Raw genomic sequence first — 15,752 nt, 5'->3', positions numbered from 1 at the left:
GTCGTCTATGATGGAGGAGACGTTTGTGAGTGCGCAGCAAGCTGCACGTTTTTCCAGACCTTACGTTGATAAGCCACGTTGTACTTGGGCGTACTGGAGTTGTAATTGCCGACCCGCCTCCAGAATTCTGCGGCGTTGTCAGGGGTGTGCCCCCCAAGTGCGCCGGCCAGAACCCAGGCACCGATGTGGATGTTCAGGCAGCCATCATTAATGATCTGGTCTCGTGTGATCCCCATGCGGGCGAGTTCTGGCAGGTGCATCGAGTTCACCTGGGCAGGCCCCATGTCATAACTTCCGTTCAGGTTCCGGCTGATATGTCCGACCCGACCACCCTCAGTGAGTAAAATAGCCCGGTAGAGGAGTTCGGGCAGATGATACTGTCTGGCTGCATGGGTGATGCAGGCCCCGAGAGACCCCGTAAAACCCGTGGCAGGAGGTGACGCCGGCTGGTCCCGTTCTCGAACTTCAGGCAACGAACGGGCTGTGCCGGCCCATGCAAGGATCCATGCTCCGGCCGCAATATTCATGCAGGCGTCGGATCGGACCTCTTCAGGATCAAATCCGGCGCGCTGGAGGATTGGCAACCAGCGAGGGTCAATTTTCATGACACCAAGGCCGGGTCCCGACGCATGATCTACGACCCGCTCAATGGAGGCGATAGGCACGCTATAGGCGTGGGCGGCCAGTGCGGCACAGGGCGGAAGCGCTGTCATGGGAGAGCGACCGGATGCAGGTGATACTGGTAAATCAGCCGCAGGATCATGAGTTCGTCGAGAACGTCAGGGAAATAGCCAAGAGCGCTCTCGTCGGACACGGGCCTGAAGTCATACAGGCGTGATCCATTCTGTTCCTGAGACAGTTCAAGTCCCACGCTTTCACCATTATCGCGCTGCGGGAGAAGCTGAATTGCCAGAAGCTCGGCGTTGGGCGTGAGGCGGCTGATCAGGTCAACCAGCTCCCTGAAATGCCAGCCAATGGGATTGGAAGGCCGGGAGACCATGACAAAGAGCTTGCCGCTCCTGGATTTCATCAAACGCCGGTGCCGGTCAATGCACCGCGTATAGTATCTGCGATCTTCAGGGGTCTGCGGATCCTTATGCGGGAACATGTCCTTCACCCCGAAGCGATCACGGAAGGCAGCATGACCGTTTTCGCCCGGTTTTGGGAGAAAGTCCGCAAAATCGGTTTCAAGACAGTGCCGGATCATTCCGGGGGTTGCATGGACCCAGTCGAAGGGCAGTGCGCCCGTGCGCAGGTCGGCGTTCCGGAGAATGGTTGCTGGCAGACAGTGTGTTCCAAGAGGAATCACATGCTTGACTCGATGCCCCCCAATCGTTCTGACGCCATAATTAGGCATCTTGGAGGAACGTCGATGCTTGTATCGACGCAGGGTTGTGCGCAAGGACATGAAGAGTTCCGGCGTAAAGTCATACGTTCCGCTCTTCACGCCCGAAACGTCGGGCGTGATCACGGTCTTGGGCAGCGTGAGGGCGTCGCTCATTGGGCGCTGCACAGATGAAGGGTTGAGTATCCATAATTGCCGTACCAGATGGTCTCGATCCCGAGGTCTTCTGTGCCGGCAGGGCAGCTGTAACCGCCCGTGATGCTGTTCGTCCGGTTGTAGCCGGCAAAACCATTTGTTGTGGTCGGCACATAACCTGAGATCTGGGCCTGTGGTGCACGCCAGACACCGCTTTGACACACCAGAAGCAGTCCAGAGTTATCATTTTTGGTCGCTAACGCGCCGTTCGGACTGCACCCGTTTCCTGGCCACGCATTGCCATTATCGGTTCCCAGCCGAACAGTGGTGGCTGAAACATTCCCCGCTCCAAGATCGGCCGCGCTGCCGTCGGCATGCTGCACATAGGCTGCTCCAGGTGCCCGGATGGCCAGATTGTCATTGTCGCCATAGAAACACGCATTGCCGACGTTGAAGGCACAGCCGTTCTGCATCACACGCACCGAGTTCTGAACTTCGAGGCGGTCGCCGATGCTGACATATCCCTGATTGTTCACATAGGTGCTGACATTTCCGCCTGTCCCAACGCCGAGGCCACCTTCACCCCGCCATAGCCGCCGTTCGGATTGCCTCCTGCGAACACGCCGCGCGTTGCGTTGACATCATTGGCGTTATTGATGCTGTTGCCGCCCATATCCAGCGGGGTTCGCATCGTGTTGAGCTCTGGGTGCCCAGCCACGGCGGTGCGATACAGGTAGTCGTTCGTCGTCACGCCAGCGTCCGATGACCCCGCACCGGCAGAGACCAGACCGACAAGATGCCCGGGGCCAGGGTTGGGGAGGCCCGCCATATTGAAACGCCAGGTTCCGCTTGCGCCGTAAGCCGTGTCGGCCGTCAGTCCACCAAGCATGCCATCATAGGGAACAAAGCCACCCTGATGCCCCGTCATAGACGCGACAGAGACTTCGTCCTTTGGAATATAGGACGTACCGCCACTGCTTTCGATGACGGCACTCAGCACACCAGAGGTCGGCTGCTGGATGTAAACACTCCAGATCTGTCCGTCCGGGTTTGTCGCCGTGAACGCAGGCGGAAGGTCGTGTTCGCTGATGAGCGTTGACAGTGCAATCTGCGTGGTTCCGCCAACCGGAACAGCAGCCGTCAGCTCGCTGGTGTGCGCGTTTTCATATTGTCCGGCTGCCCGGATGAGATCCTGAAACTGTCCGGCGGTCACGGCAAGACTACCCTGACGCGTGCCATTCTCGACCATGGCGTAATAGCGCGGCAGGATCATGATACCGATCACCGTAGCGATCATCAGTGCGACGATTGTGTTCATTGATATCCCGTGCCGCTCAGGCTGATGTAGGAAACGGCGTCGCCATCTGGCACTGCGACCGGAAGGGCTCCCATGTCACCCGAGGCTGGGGTGAACCAGTGCCCGCTTCGCGCTGTTCCAAGGGAAAGATCGCCATTCGCGAGCAGGATTGCCCGCGATATATCTGCGGCTTCCATCGGCATCCACGCGATGACCGATACTGACTGGCCCGTCCCCATAATGCTGTTCTGTGCGGCTGCAACCAGGGCGGCGTTACTGCCAAGCGTCAAGGCGCTCAGAGGCACGGAGGATCGGGTTGCCGGATGGTTTTCGAGGTAGAGAAGCAGGGCCGCTTTGTAGGCAAGCCAGGCCTGCGCAGTCTCGGTCGTTGACACCAGGGGGGACGGCAGATTCTGTCGTTGGATGACCCGAAGGCCATCCATTGAACTTGCGGCCATGATCACCAGAGCCAATGCCAGAAAGACGTAGGCCATACGGGCTCAGTTCGAGTATTCGAAGGTGACAGTGACCTGCGAGACCCCAGACGTTGCATTGCAGTTGTTTGCGATATTCACTGCGGCCTGGGGATCGGACATTGCGACTTCGGAGCCGTTAATGGCTACGCGATCAGCGTTCTGGCTTCGCGCAAAGGTCGCACACGCATCACCATCGACATTGGTCCAAGTTTCGGAATGACCCTGATCCCAGGGCGCAATGGTCACCTTCGAACTGCCCCACGGACCCAGAATTGTGTCGCCATCGCCGTTCTGCATCGATTTGGGCACAAGTCCCGCCTTGATGGCTACGGAGTTATTGAGACCGGTATAACTACGGGTCGTCATGCCGCCATTGATGTAGCTGCTGATGTTGGTCGCAAGCTGGCTCTGTTGTGACGCGGCGGTACTGCCGTTGTTTTTCGCAAACACGGAGTAGCCCCCGACAAGGACGGCAATCAGTGCAAGAAGCACCGCTCCGGCCTTGATAAGGAGTGAGACAATCTGATCCATGATAATTCTCCCTGATGTGGTCCTGGAAGCATTATCGAACGGGTCTTTGTGAGTGCGGACACAGCCGGGATATCAGTTACATCGGCCCGATATCGCTCATGCCGGAACCGATGTTGTTCGAGGCGACGATCAACGCACCGGCAATCAGCATCATCATTGCGTTCGCGAAGCCTTTCGCCGCGGCCGCCTGCTCCAGCGTCGTGAACTCGATCTCATCAGCCCAGGCCCGACTTGACTGCAGAAGACGGTCATAAGCTCCTGTGCCGCCCCAGCTTGCCTCGATGTCGTCAATGACTTCGGGGGACGGGAAGGCGAACCCGGAATCTTCCATGGCTTCGGGCAGGGACATGCCCCGTGGACCCAGACGGTCAAGAATGGCTTCGAGGCGTTCACGAAGCCAGGGTGTGGCAACCTGCATCTGATGGGTGAGGGCTTCGGTATCTGTCATCCCGGCCCGAACCAGCGCAATAAAACTCGAGATCCAGATGTAACCCTGAATATTGCGATAGATGGACCAGGGTGCTGCGCGCTCGAGGAAAACCCGAAGAGGCCCTGTCAGCTTTGTGAGACTGAGCCAGAGCAGTATCAATGCCCCAACCAGGCCACTGAGGATCAGGACACCATTCAGGCCGGTCGCGAGACTACTGGCGAAAACAAGCATATCCTGTGACGTACTCGCTTTCATCTTCATGCCGCCGTTCATGAGTAACGAGGGAATGACCATTTTCGCGATCGTATAAAGGAACGCGAAGATGATCCCGACATACATCAGGGGCTGGCCAATCGCACTCCTCGCCGCCCGCATGATGCGACCTACGCGGGTTTTGATATCGCACAACAGATCCATCGCGGAGGCGATGTCGTCTCCTTTCTCGCCGGAGAGGATCATCATGTATTCGTCATGCGGGATGAAAGGCCTCAGCGCCTCGGCAAAGCTCATGCCCTGGGCGGCCATCCGATGCAGCACCTTGTTCAGAATCCTCGGCACGGAGGTCTTTTTTCTGCGCTCCTGCTGACGGATATACAGGAGCATGATGCGTTCCAGCTCTGACTTCTGCCTGAGCCTGATGGCTATCATCCGATACAGCCGTGCCCGTGTCCGCCATGTAAAAGCGACGTGGATATCCATCCACTGTGCAAGGTCCTGCGTAAGCCGCGGTTTTTCAGCCGCCGCAGAGGTGTAGACAATTCGAAGGCTCATGACAGTTTTGCCCCTGACAGTCGTTCGCTCATGACGGCGTCACGTGTTCGGATCCGATCAACGGTTGCCGTCACGGCAAATGGATCGACAAGCCCCTGGAAGACACGGCCCATTGCTGTCTCGACCATCGACGGATCGGCATCGGGCCGTGCTCTGAACCGATGCCGGGCGATGGCTACGCCATGATTGACGAAGTCAGACATCAACTGTTCGTCCGTTTCGACAACCTCTGCAACCGTGGTTCGACCGGAGATGCCAGTACCGAAGCAATGAGGGCATCCTGGCCCTTTTCTGCGGACCGCGCTGAGATCCTCGCCCCATGTCGGGACAGCTTCGCAGGTCCTGCGTGGCAGTCTTTCGTCAGCGACGGTCCATGGAAGCGAACAGTGTTTGCAGAGGACAGGAAGCAGACGTTGTGCGACGACGCCCCGGACGATGGAGGCATTGCAGGTCGTGCGGAAACTCAGGCGTTCGAAATCCATGTTCTGAAACCGCAGAGGGTAATCGAACGGATCGTCCACATGGAGCGTACTCATCACGAAATGGCCTGTCTGCGCGGAATCAAACGTGGTCAGCGCGACTTCGCTATCGCGCATTTCTGCGATGGACAGGTCATCCGGATCCATACGTAGCGCGGTCCGTAGGCGTGCACGGAACTCACGACCCGCTTCTTCGGACGTCAGGGCATTCGAAATATCAAGCTGGATACCCCAGTGCATGGGATACTCAGCAGGCTGGGCGATCTCGACCAGGCGCCGCTCCGGCTGGGTCCGGGCTTTGTGCAATGCGATCTCGTAGAGCAGGGTCGTCTTCCCGGATCCGGTGGGGCCGGTACAAATGAGGACGCCTGAAGGCGAGACGGCGATGTTCAGGATGCGGTCGACCTGGCTTTGCGTGAAGCCGTATTCGAGCAGTTTGAGCTTACCTTCAGGTCTGCGCGGAGTTCGGAAGGTAGTCTGCTGCTGCGGCTGACTACGGCGATTGCCTCCGGATTTCACGTACTGAAGGCGGATGACCATGAACTTTCCACCTTCCGAAACCGGAAGGCACGGGCCTTTGACAATACGGACGTTGGCGAGCCCTGTTCCCTTGAGAATATCGCCAGCAATGGCTGCGTCCTGAAACGACAGGTCGCTGTATGCGCTGTCACGGGAGGTCGCCATCGTGTACATCGCCCGCAAAAGACGATCCGCATGCTCGTTCGTCAGCTCATGGGCAACCACGAGTGAACCGTTGATTCGAAACTGGACTTCGGTGTGGCGCTCTTTGCGGTGGAGGTGGATATCAGACACACCGCTTTCGGCTCCTTCGCGAAGAAGAGCCAGCGCTTCATCCCGGACTTCGGCGTCTTCACCTTCTTCTGTGTCCGAAAGGCTTCCTGTTTCATGGGCGTTCTGAATGCGGGCCGTGACGTCACTGATCGGCTCCCAGATAACCTTCAGGCAATCCAGCTGGGGATGCCTGCGCGTATTGGCAATCCAGTCGAGAGCGTCGGCTGAACGCTGCAATCTCTGGTTGACATAGACAGCCTGATTCACCGGATCGAGATGGATCTGGCTTCGCAACCCTGTTGGAATTGTCAGAACATTCGACGATGTCCCGACTTTCTTTGGCTTTGTCTTTTTCAGAAAAGCGAGCATTTCAATGGTCTTTCAGGTCTGGCGCTGCGCTAGGTGCGGGCCGGGCGATAGTCGGCCCCGCTCCTGTGACCTAGTTCGAGGTCCGAAGGGATGGCTTTGGCGTGGCAGTGACAGGCGCAAGCGTGTGCGTAAAAGAAACCTGCATCTGCCAGGAACCCGTCTGCGACCCCGACTGGGCGGGCAAGACAGTCCGTGAAAGTGATGTGACCCTAAGGTTCTCAAAGGCGTCCCAAGGAATGTCCCGCGGATCAGTCTGAAGGCTGAAGGACATTCGGGTGGTCTCTGTTGGCACCTGTCTTCCGTTCACCAGAAGATTGAGCTTTGACGAGTTAAGCGCCGGAATGACCCCGCTGCGCTGCAGGATGCCGATAAGCGTTCGTTCATTATAGCCCGCTATCGTGTCCTGCCGTTTTTTGAAGCTGTAGGACAGGGGACGGTGCGTCACGATGGCGTTTCCGTTGTCCATAAGCTCACCCTCTGGGGCATCAGCCATACTGCCGCCAGTTCGGTACCAGTGCAGATCGATCACGTCGCCTTTGCAGGACGCATGGTCCAGGGTCCAGCCGGACGCATACGGAGAGGCGGGGATCATCGACACGCATCCGTCGATCCATTCCGATGGAGGGGGCTCACGCTTCGCGACGACTTTGGGAAGCCGTTTCGCGCTCTCTATCAAAGCCTTGCGGGCGAGTTCCCGACGTTGGTCCAGAACGTGCAGATGGTAGAAATACGATGCTACGCCGGTAAGAAAGAGAAGGCCGATGACAACGGCCGCAGACGTATAAATGGGGGCGAGCGAGGTTGGCCGGACCTTGAGAGGAGCGTCTGGTAGATCTTCTAAAAGCGCTTCAAATTCGCGGGACGAGAGAAGATCTCTCTGGTCGAACGGATAGCCCGAGAAGGTCGAGCGAACAGCTTCGATCGCCTCTTCACGATAGACGCCGTCTGACCCCGGCAGAGGTAGCCCTTCTTCGTCGGTGGCAATGATCCAGAACTGGTCAATCCCGACCTCGTATTCGCCGTAGTATCTCCCCCCGAATTTCTCGCTGATGGCCAGCGCGAGGCTGTGAAATGGCTCTTTGGTATCGACGGTCTCAGCGGACAGGAACCCAACGTGCTGAGGGTAAGTCCGGCTTTGCACATAGTAATTGCTGCTGAATTCGGCAGCCACCTTGTGGACAGTCAGCAGGGACGGGGCGCGCTCGAAGCTGCGCCATCTCAGATCGCCGACCCAGACCCGTCTCTCGTTGCGGATGAAGAATGCCATCGGACCCTCAGCGCGAGTAGGTCGGTGGAGGGAGCGTGTTCGACCCGCCCGGAATGGCAATGATCTGCGTGCCGCTCGGCTGACTTCCGGTTGCGTTCAGGCGGCTTCTGGACCCGTTGGAAGAGATCTGGACGCCCGAAGATGTCACCGCGAGCACGACGCTTCCGTCCGGAAGTGTAACCCCCTTTGACACCTCGGAGGTGCTTCCGTCTGCAAACCTGAGAATGGCAGACGCCGTGTGATTGTAAGGATCAACCAGCAGGGCGTCATAGGTGGGAGGCTTGGGCAGGCTCTTTGGGAGAGGATGGTCGTCGTTCGATCCTTCACGCGGAGGTGGCGAGAGGGGCGGTGCCAGCTGCGTATCAGGCGCCGCCCGGGGTGCTTGTCCCTGCACCTGTTTCTCATTCTGCTTGCGCTCGTTCGCAGCGATAGCCGTTGTCAGGTCAGAGGCTGCCTTTGCCTGTTGAAGATACGTCAGACAGGCATTGTTCTGATCAATCTGAGCCATGCTCAGAACCTCACCAGCGGCCGGCTCATTGAGGTGCTTTGCGCAATCCAGTGTCGCCGCCTGCGCTAGGCCGGGCAGAGTAAAAGCGACCGCTGCTGCGATGAGGTGTTTCATAGGGTGCGAGCCTCGACTGTTACGACAACATGTGTTTTGGAAACCTGGGCGTCGCCTCCGCCACCTGTGACCCAGTTCAGGGCTGAACCGACACCGTTGCGTGTTCGGGACGTTGCATCGTCGACATAACCGCTCAGGACGAGGGTTGAGCCGTTCTGTAGAGCCACTGTGTCATCAAGCGACGTGTTCGAGCTCTTGGGCGCCTGAAGGCTGGAACCATTGGACGTAATGGTCTGAATCGACAGAAGCGTCTGGAGGAGGAAATTCACCCTCAGAAGAATGCGGTTATCGACGATCTTTGGCGTCACCGACCCCATGAAGCCGGACATGATGACCCCAGGAGACAGCGAGTTGGCAGATCCGGCATTAGTCGCGAGTGTCGTCGTCGTATTCGCAAGATATGTCGTGTTGATACCGTTCTGGAACGGAGCTGTAACGCCGTTGGTCGTCACCACGCCCCGATCATACTGTTCGGTGACGTTTCCGAGCTGCTGAAGCGCCTGGACGACAAACTTGGTCCCTGAGAACTGTCCTGTTGCTCCCGTCGCCGTATCGAGAATGGACGCACCAAAGCTGAACGGTGTGTCCGCACTCTGCAGGGCCGGAATTGCGGCAGGCATCGCCGCCATTCCGAACGCCTTGCCGTAATTCTTGAGGGCAAGCTGCGGACTCCAGCCGTAGTTGCTCTCATGCGACACTTTGACAGTGTAGACATGGACCTCTACGGCGACCTGCTTCATCAGGCCATCGTTCAGGTTCTTCATCCAGTCGTCGACACGCGCGATCTGGTCGGGCGTGCCAGTGGCGGACAGCGTGCCCAGGCCTTCATCCGCGACGACGCTTGCCCCTCCTGACACGATCTGCGCGGTGTGTTCGATGGTCTTCCAGCGGTTGGTCTTACTGGTACTCGATACCGAGGCGATACCAGAAGACTGTCCTGAAGACTGACCCGACGAGCTTCCAGAGCCGGTAGATGCCCCGCCGCCACCCGAGCTTCCCGACGATGACCCTGACGATCCCGAGCCACCACCCGTGTAAGCTATGATGGACGTGTTCGCCTGTGTGTCGCCCGCAAAGGCAGGCACGGTGAAGGTCTTGGTAAGCGTGCGGTAAAACTCGACATGACCGTCGACGAAGCGCTGCCACACCCCAAAGCGCGTGGCGAGAGCCTGGAATACGCCTTCCCGTGTGCCGTCATACTTCAGCCAGTCGCCGCTACCGTTCCAGCTCTGCCTGGCACTCTTTCCCTTGTTTCCCAAAGCGGCTGACATGGCAGACATCACCGGGGGAGGGGGAAGATTGGTTCCATTGAAACTGACGGATTGTGGTGTCGCCGTACCGATCTCGCTACCATCGTCGGCATCCTCCGCATCCGGCATGATTCTGACAGGAACGCTTGTCAGGCGGCTGGCCAGAATGGCCGCGTCCCGAAGCGACGTGGGGCGCGCGATCGTTATGGCGGCGGGATGTTTCAGGAGGTCTGGAATGGGATCGACATCCTTAATCGCGTCACCAAGAAGCCAGGGCTTGTCGCTCTCTGAAATGACCGGGATGTTCGGGACGTGCTGACGCTCGGCCGTGTTCATGACATCGGCTTCGCGATGCTGGGCGTCCTGGAAGTCCTGGCATCCGGAGAGAAGTGTGCCGGCTGCCAGTGTTGCCAGGAATGTGGTGCGTAGTTTCATCGGCCGCCTCCTGGCGAGGTTACAACGAGGTATCTGTTAGGGGTGTGGAACTCTGCCCGAATGGACTTCCCTTCGTCCGATACTGTCTGGATGACGGACGACATGACGGTTTTGAAATCACCGTTGAAGGTCGTCATGGCCGGCACCATCCAGTTCAGGGAGGCTGGCCAGCTGATCTTCCAGCCAGCGCGGTCAGCCCAGGCCATCATCTGGTCCCGGATGGGTTGCCCTTCCACAAGCGTCCAGACTTCCGCAGGGGGCTGAAGCTTCACCAGCGCCGGATGCTCCGGATCCACGGGTGCCTGGACAGGGAGTGGCTTGGCTTCGACCGCATCCGGATGGGGTTGAATGACGGGGTTTTGTGGGGCCAGCTGGACTGGACCGGGTGGTGGTGTCTGCTGAGGTTTTTCAGGGGCAGGCAGCCCCGAAACCAGAACGTCCTGTTCAGGGATCTGGAGCGTCAGGGACGCACCGCTCCGAAGGCTGCAGCTGCCCTTGCGCCTCAAAGCTCCGGCGTTGTCATGTCCGTAAAGACAGGTGGCAACAGCATCTTCGACATCCAGTTCCACCAGAAGATCCGCCCCCAGGGGAGAGACGGCATAGCGCACGGTCTGCGCCCCCGGATATGGCATGCCCTGTGGTGAGAGAGCGAAGCCCCGCTCGCGCAGGGTGTCCGTCAGCAGGGTCTGGGCGTGAGCGTCATCCGGGCCGATATAGGGCGCGAGGCGCAGGACTGTTCGCCCTGCATCCAGACTATGTGCAAGGATGTCCGCAATGAAGACGGTAAGGGCGGACGTGTCTCGAAAGCCCGCTCCGCTGATGTGGGACGTTTGTGACGGCGGAACTTCGGTGCAAGCGCTCAGGAAAGCGAGCAGCGACGCCACTGTGAGAGCATAAGGACGGCGCGTCATGCCTTTCCTCCATGAGAGATGCGAATTGTAGGAGAGCCGGGGTCGTTACCGATCAACAGGGCATCAGTGACGGGTAGATCGACGACGTAAGAGTCACCGACCGTTCGATACGGCTGGGTTGCGGTGGTGGAGGGTGACAGCACAACCAGACGAGGGGCACTGTTGATCCCACCGGGCGGAAACTGAATGTAGGTATGATCGCCCTCGCGGTAGATCCGCAGAGGCTTCCATGCCGGGCTGTTGCCCGTCATGTGAAAGTCAAAATCTGGCGTATTCCGCCTGGCCAGCGCCTCTGGCGACGGCGGCGGCTCGGGCTGCGTCTGCGGATCGCCCGAAGCATAGCTGTAGGCAATGCTTCGCATTGAAGGGCCGACGGGATCAAGAATGACGATATAAGAGCGTCGACTGGTCGAGAAGCGCAGGATGGACTGCCTGGCGGCCGGGTCAGGCGTGAGTGCGACGGCCCATGCAGCGTGAATGCCGCGCGTTCCACGCACAAGATCTGTCCGCCATCCGGCTTTTGGCTCTACAGCAAGGGCCTCACTCGCGACCGTCTCACCCGGCTGAAGACGAAGAATGCAGAGGGTGCCTGGCGCGCAGCGCACCCGGGCATAGCCATCGCCGTAAGCGAACCACGTCAGGCCCGCCTTGCCAGCAAGCGGGCTGGCTTCATGCGATGCAGCCGGTGGGGATGTCACCGGCAGTGGAGATGCCTGGGCTTGTGGCGCAAGATTGATCGGGTGGGAGGGCGTGACAGCAAGCGCGGTTGTTTGTCGAACCGGCGTATCGATCCTCTGATTCAGGCTCCCCAAAAAGCCGTTAATGCGATCAAGGCTTTTTTGCAGGGCCAGCTCGGGTGACGGCATCCCCGGAACATCGACTGTCACCGGGATCTCGGTATTCTCACCCGCACACCCGCTGAGCGCTGCAAGGCCGACGAGGGGAAGCATGAAAAGAGCGTTCTTCATGCTGTTAGTGTGGCGGACTCCTTTGTGAGTGCGGACAGTTCGTCTTCAGAGGGCATCCGGATGACCGTACCCAGCCCGACGCCATCCCGGAGTTCTCTGGCAATATCCTCGATCACGCCGCCGAGGGCGGTGCTTGAATCCTGACCGGCTTTCATCCGGACGTCTTCGCGACGCTCGATTTCCTGCTCGGCCGACCCCCGTGGGAAAACCCTTGCGAGGCGTCGACGTGCTTCCGTCGTTCCTAACGCGTCATAAAGGCGGCGGCGCAGCGCCGTGTCCTTTGGACTGGTGGAGAGAGCCCAGAGTTCAATCGGCCCCATGAGATTGAGAACGAACAGCTCGTAGAGCTCGTGATTTACGCGCGTCTGCCAGATGAGTGGGGCACCGCTTCCATCGGCGCGAGGGCCGTTCAGTCCATTGCGTACGATGGCCTGCGCAGCTGAACTCAGGCGGAACCGTTTGCAGATCTCATTGGCTTCGTCTTCGTCGCCTGCCCCCAGGATGAAGCGACCGGTCGAGTGAGAGATGAGATAGTCCCCGAAGTCGGCGAGCTTCTGGCTGGCAAGGCCGATTTTTACGTTGAGCTTCGCGCCGCGCCGTGCCGCTTCTTCGAACTGCTTTTGCACGAACGGGGCACCTGCGGTTCTCTGGAACTCGTCGCACTCAATCCGCTTGAAGCTTTCCCGAAACTCCTCGAAACGCTTGCGATGATACGGACGCACATGGAGAGGGACGTATTGGGCATCCTCTGGATGCAGGAAGAAGTTGCGCGAAGCGATCTGAAACCCCAAAAGATACATAAGATCAGTCTGACGTTGCGCCTCTCCCTGACCTTCCGGCGCGACCCGGTCAATGTCGATGACCACAATCCGCGCCTCTCCAAGATCCAGACGTGTGGGTTTTGTCAGACTTGGAAATTTTGCGACGAAGTGATTGAGGTATCGTCGGAAGACATCGATGGAGGACTCTGCGCCGCCTGTCGGGTTCGTCTTGTCGAACTCCATGCGGATGCGCTCTTCACGCACGACCTCGACGAGATCGCTGATAACCGGCACGGCAAACTGTGTTGCGCGGTGCGCCATACGCATGTCGCCAGCGCTTGCCAGCAGGTCTGCAACTTCCCACCAGGACGTATTCCGCGTCGCCACAAGACGATGATGCGCAAGAGCCGCGTCGATGCCCGAGCGATCAACGCCCTCACGGTACATCTTTGGCCGCACGGAGGGCCCCGTGTCCGAGAAGTATTCATACGCGGCCGTAATGAGGGCGTCGATCAGCTGGTTCATGCCTTCGAAGTCAGAACCATCGAGCGGCTTACAGATCTGCGCGATGAAATTGGTCAGAAACGTGCGATGATAGGGCAGCGGTGCCCGGCAGCACGTTTCGGTATCGAAAATATTGTAAGCGTGTTCGTCAATCAGCTGAAATGGAATATGGATTGCAAGGTGCCGGTCTTCCTGTCGCAAGCCGGCCTTGACCATATCGATAAACCCTGAAGACGAATCCCCAACATCCATTTTCCCGATCAGGGGCAGTTTGGCGCCTTGAGCTGTCATTGCAGCAGGGCTTAAAACCGTTGCGAGAAGCAGGGCGTTGGCAAGCATGGACTTACCGCGACGGGAAGGCGCTACGAACAGGTCAAGTACCGCCTCGCGCCCTGAACCAGCGGGGTCATAAGGAACCACGGTGCCGTCGTTCGCACGAAACAGCATTGCGCCGTCGGCCCAGGGCATCCCTGGCCTGGCCCATGGCATCATCGTCAGAATCTGGGACATCGGGCCAGGGGTCGGGGGTGCGGTCGAGGCAAGGGCGATCCCGGGGACGGAAGACAGCACACCCGCAAGCGGATCTCCACACACGCGGCTGGCCTGAGCACTGTCCCAGGACTGGATGGCCTGCTCCAGCCTTGAGGCGCGGGTGCGGAGTGCCTCGGTGTCACCGGCGTTCGAGCGGGTGGCGAAGGCCATGCGCAGCTTGACGATGCTGTCACTCTGGCTGTTACGCATGGCCTTCAGCTCTTCGAACCCCGAATTAATGGGGGTGTTGGAGCCAAACTTCAGGAACTGTGCGATCGTATCCTTCCACACCATGTAACCCGGCCGCACGCCTTCTATCAAAGCTGTCGCACGCCAGGGCATGCGACGACCCGACAGACGCGCTGCAAGCTCGGTAAATGTGGGAACAGGTTTGTTGCTCACGCCTGGTACCGGCATTTCGGGAACCCGCGTCAGTTCAATCGGGCTCCAGTCGAAGACACCCATGCGGGCCGTGGAGAAGTCAGGCGTACTGGCATCGTCCCGGAAGAGTTGTTCACGCAACGGGGCCCAGAGGGCAGCCGACGCATCAGGAGGAGCGTCGGTCTCAGGAATGGTTCCGCCTGGTTTGCGAAGCGGCGTTGAGGGGGTCCACGAAGACCCTATCGTATCGGGATAGAGTTCGTGACGAATGGCCTGAAGACCCTCCTCGGGGCTGAGAATGTCCACCTGTACAGCTTCTGCGCTCAGAGCATCGCAGGTGCCCTGCACGAAGGTCTGATGGATGGTCCCGAGTTCGAGACTTCCCAGAAGTGGGTTCTGTGCGTCACCAAGTGGCGGCAGACCCTTGAGGCGGTTGGCCCGTTCGCGCTTTGCCTGTGACACCTCCTGCGATGACAGGCATGCAGGTCTCGTCCAAAGCACGAGGTACGTGCGTTCCTGACGCATGAAGGGCGGAAGCACCTTCTGTCGTTCCGTGAAGATGTCTTCGAAATCGGCGTTCAGCGCACCTGCAACGGTCCGGCGTTCATCGAGGTTTCGCCGGATGCTCTCACCGACACCCTCAGGATCGGCGACATAGCAGAACTGCAACGCATGCCCGGGTCGGCTGAACTGACTTCCTAAAGCCAGACGAAGTCGCGAGGATGCCGCAGCGATTTCAGCCCCGTTGGCAATCCGCCGCATCCCCCGCAGGCGGATGACGGTGGCGTAATCGCCCTGGAACGTGATCAGGCCGCGCTCATCGCAGGTTGCCAGATCGCAGAACGATGTCAGGTCTCGGTGCAGTAAGGTGGAAGTCGCGGCAATCCACCGCAGGACACCATCGAGGAGGGAAGCTTTGGATCGGGGAAGACGCGGATTTTCCTGCTCATCTGAGGGCGCAGATTTTTTACGTAACATCAGCGTGCCACTGCCCATTCTTGAGCCGCGTCGAGATAGCGGCGCGGATTATCTGGAAACCACGTGCCCCTCATGAGGACCCGCAGTCCTGTTTCATGGGCTTCCGGAAGAGGATTACGAGAGAGGCTCTTCAGAGCGGATCGGTACAGAGACGGGCGGTCCGTACCGATTTTCTCTATTGCCCCGAGGCGGCAGGAGAGAAGCGCCTCGAAGGCGCGCTTTGCGTTGAGCGCCTGGCCTGAAAGTGCCTGATCATAAACGGTGTGTCCCGCTGCTCTTGCAGCCACATGAAGTGCTGTAACACAACGACCCAGAGCGCCTTGATCCAGATGCGGGAGCCAGATCAGCGTCGCGACATCGTCTATACCGGGCTCGTCAAGCGCGTATGCGGGCGCACAGGTCAGGCAGAGGGGTCTGCCCGCCACGCTGACTGCTGCGAGCATGTGCTCGCAGCAGGTGCAGTGCCCGCTAGATGGCGCCTTCAGGTCCTGGACCGTCAACCTTTCAGGGGCTGCCGAA

At 59.1% G+C, this 15,752-nt stretch carries 15 protein-coding genes; all 15 read right to left on the bottom strand.

Annotation, left to right across the window (positions count from 1 at the left end):
* Positions 1-5: 5 nt before the first annotated feature.
* The 15 genes from HKD32_RS12100 to HKD32_RS12030 all read right to left on the bottom strand — a co-directional run bounded on the left by HKD32_RS12100 (position 6) and on the right by HKD32_RS12030 (position 15,658).
* Positions 6-713, bottom strand: a complete 708-nt coding sequence (locus tag HKD32_RS12100; RefSeq protein ID WP_156474404.1) for a transglycosylase SLT domain-containing protein — start codon at positions 711-713, stop codon at positions 6-8.
* The gene (locus tag HKD32_RS12095; protein WP_194258090.1) at positions 710-1,501 is read right to left on the bottom strand and encodes a DUF1796 family putative cysteine peptidase; all 792 of its coding nucleotides are present in this window, start codon (positions 1,499-1,501) and stop codon (positions 710-712) included. Before HKD32_RS12095 ends, HKD32_RS12100 begins: the two co-directional genes overlap by 4 nt.
* Complete coding sequence (locus tag HKD32_RS12090) at positions 1,498-2,016, bottom strand: hypothetical protein (protein ID WP_194258089.1); 519 nt, start codon at positions 2,014-2,016, stop codon at positions 1,498-1,500. Before HKD32_RS12090 ends, HKD32_RS12095 begins: the two co-directional genes overlap by 4 nt.
* Positions 2,013-2,798: a shufflon system plasmid conjugative transfer pilus tip adhesin PilV gene (pilV, locus tag HKD32_RS12085; RefSeq protein WP_194258088.1), complete on the bottom strand. Its 786-nt coding sequence runs from the start codon at positions 2,796-2,798 to the stop codon at positions 2,013-2,015. The genes HKD32_RS12090 and pilV overlap by 4 nt, the downstream gene beginning before the upstream one ends.
* The gene (gene pilM, locus HKD32_RS12080; protein WP_194258087.1) at positions 2,795-3,271 is read right to left on the bottom strand and encodes a type IV pilus biogenesis protein PilM; all 477 of its coding nucleotides are present in this window, start codon (positions 3,269-3,271) and stop codon (positions 2,795-2,797) included. Before pilM ends, pilV begins: the two co-directional genes overlap by 4 nt.
* A gap of 6 nt (positions 3,272-3,277) precedes the next feature.
* On the bottom strand, positions 3,278-3,784 hold the full coding sequence (locus HKD32_RS12075; RefSeq protein ID WP_194258086.1) for a type 4 pilus major pilin: 507 nt from the start codon (positions 3,782-3,784) through the stop codon (positions 3,278-3,280).
* 76 nt (positions 3,785-3,860) lie between these two features.
* The gene (locus HKD32_RS12070) at positions 3,861-4,985 is read right to left on the bottom strand and encodes a type II secretion system F family protein (protein WP_194258085.1); all 1,125 of its coding nucleotides are present in this window, start codon (positions 4,983-4,985) and stop codon (positions 3,861-3,863) included.
* Positions 4,982-6,625: a GspE/PulE family protein gene (locus HKD32_RS12065; RefSeq protein WP_194258084.1), complete on the bottom strand. Its 1,644-nt coding sequence runs from the start codon at positions 6,623-6,625 to the stop codon at positions 4,982-4,984. The genes HKD32_RS12070 and HKD32_RS12065 overlap by 4 nt, the downstream gene beginning before the upstream one ends.
* Before the next feature lie 70 nt (positions 6,626-6,695).
* Positions 6,696-7,892 (bottom strand): type 4b pilus protein PilO2, encoded by a 1,197-nt coding sequence (pilO2, locus tag HKD32_RS12060; RefSeq protein ID WP_194258083.1) that lies wholly within the window; start codon positions 7,890-7,892, stop codon positions 6,696-6,698.
* A 7-nt stretch (positions 7,893-7,899) separates the two neighbouring features.
* Entirely contained in the window at positions 7,900-8,514 is a 615-nt protein-coding gene (pilP, locus tag HKD32_RS12055; RefSeq protein ID WP_194258082.1) for a type IV pilus biogenesis protein PilP, read from the bottom strand.
* Entirely contained in the window at positions 8,511-10,199 is a 1,689-nt protein-coding gene (locus tag HKD32_RS12050) for a pilus assembly protein PilN (protein ID WP_099287117.1), read from the bottom strand. The genes pilP and HKD32_RS12050 overlap by 4 nt, the downstream gene beginning before the upstream one ends.
* Positions 10,196-11,110, bottom strand: a complete 915-nt coding sequence (locus tag HKD32_RS12045) for a toxin co-regulated pilus biosynthesis Q family protein (protein WP_062106765.1) — start codon at positions 11,108-11,110, stop codon at positions 10,196-10,198. Before HKD32_RS12045 ends, HKD32_RS12050 begins: the two co-directional genes overlap by 4 nt.
* Complete coding sequence (locus tag HKD32_RS12040; RefSeq protein ID WP_194258081.1) at positions 11,107-12,078, bottom strand: TrbG/VirB9 family P-type conjugative transfer protein; 972 nt, start codon at positions 12,076-12,078, stop codon at positions 11,107-11,109. Before HKD32_RS12040 ends, HKD32_RS12045 begins: the two co-directional genes overlap by 4 nt.
* Positions 12,075-15,233: a type IV secretion protein DotO gene (locus HKD32_RS12035; RefSeq protein ID WP_228119006.1), complete on the bottom strand. Its 3,159-nt coding sequence runs from the start codon at positions 15,231-15,233 to the stop codon at positions 12,075-12,077. The genes HKD32_RS12040 and HKD32_RS12035 overlap by 4 nt, the downstream gene beginning before the upstream one ends.
* Positions 15,233-15,658 carry a hypothetical protein gene (locus HKD32_RS12030; RefSeq protein ID WP_228119005.1) on the bottom strand — a complete coding sequence of 142 codons (426 nt, stop codon included), beginning with the start codon at positions 15,656-15,658 and terminating at the stop codon, positions 15,233-15,235. The genes HKD32_RS12035 and HKD32_RS12030 overlap by 1 nt, the downstream gene beginning before the upstream one ends.
* Between the last annotated feature and the right edge of the window lie 94 nt (positions 15,659-15,752).

It is taken from the genome of Gluconobacter japonicus (assembly GCF_015244665.1).
In the GTDB taxonomy this organism is placed as follows: Bacteria; Pseudomonadota; Alphaproteobacteria; order Acetobacterales; family Acetobacteraceae; genus Gluconobacter; species Gluconobacter japonicus.
The sequence above is the reverse complement of the archived record's forward strand: the minus strand, read 5'-3'. Positions and strand labels throughout refer to the sequence as shown.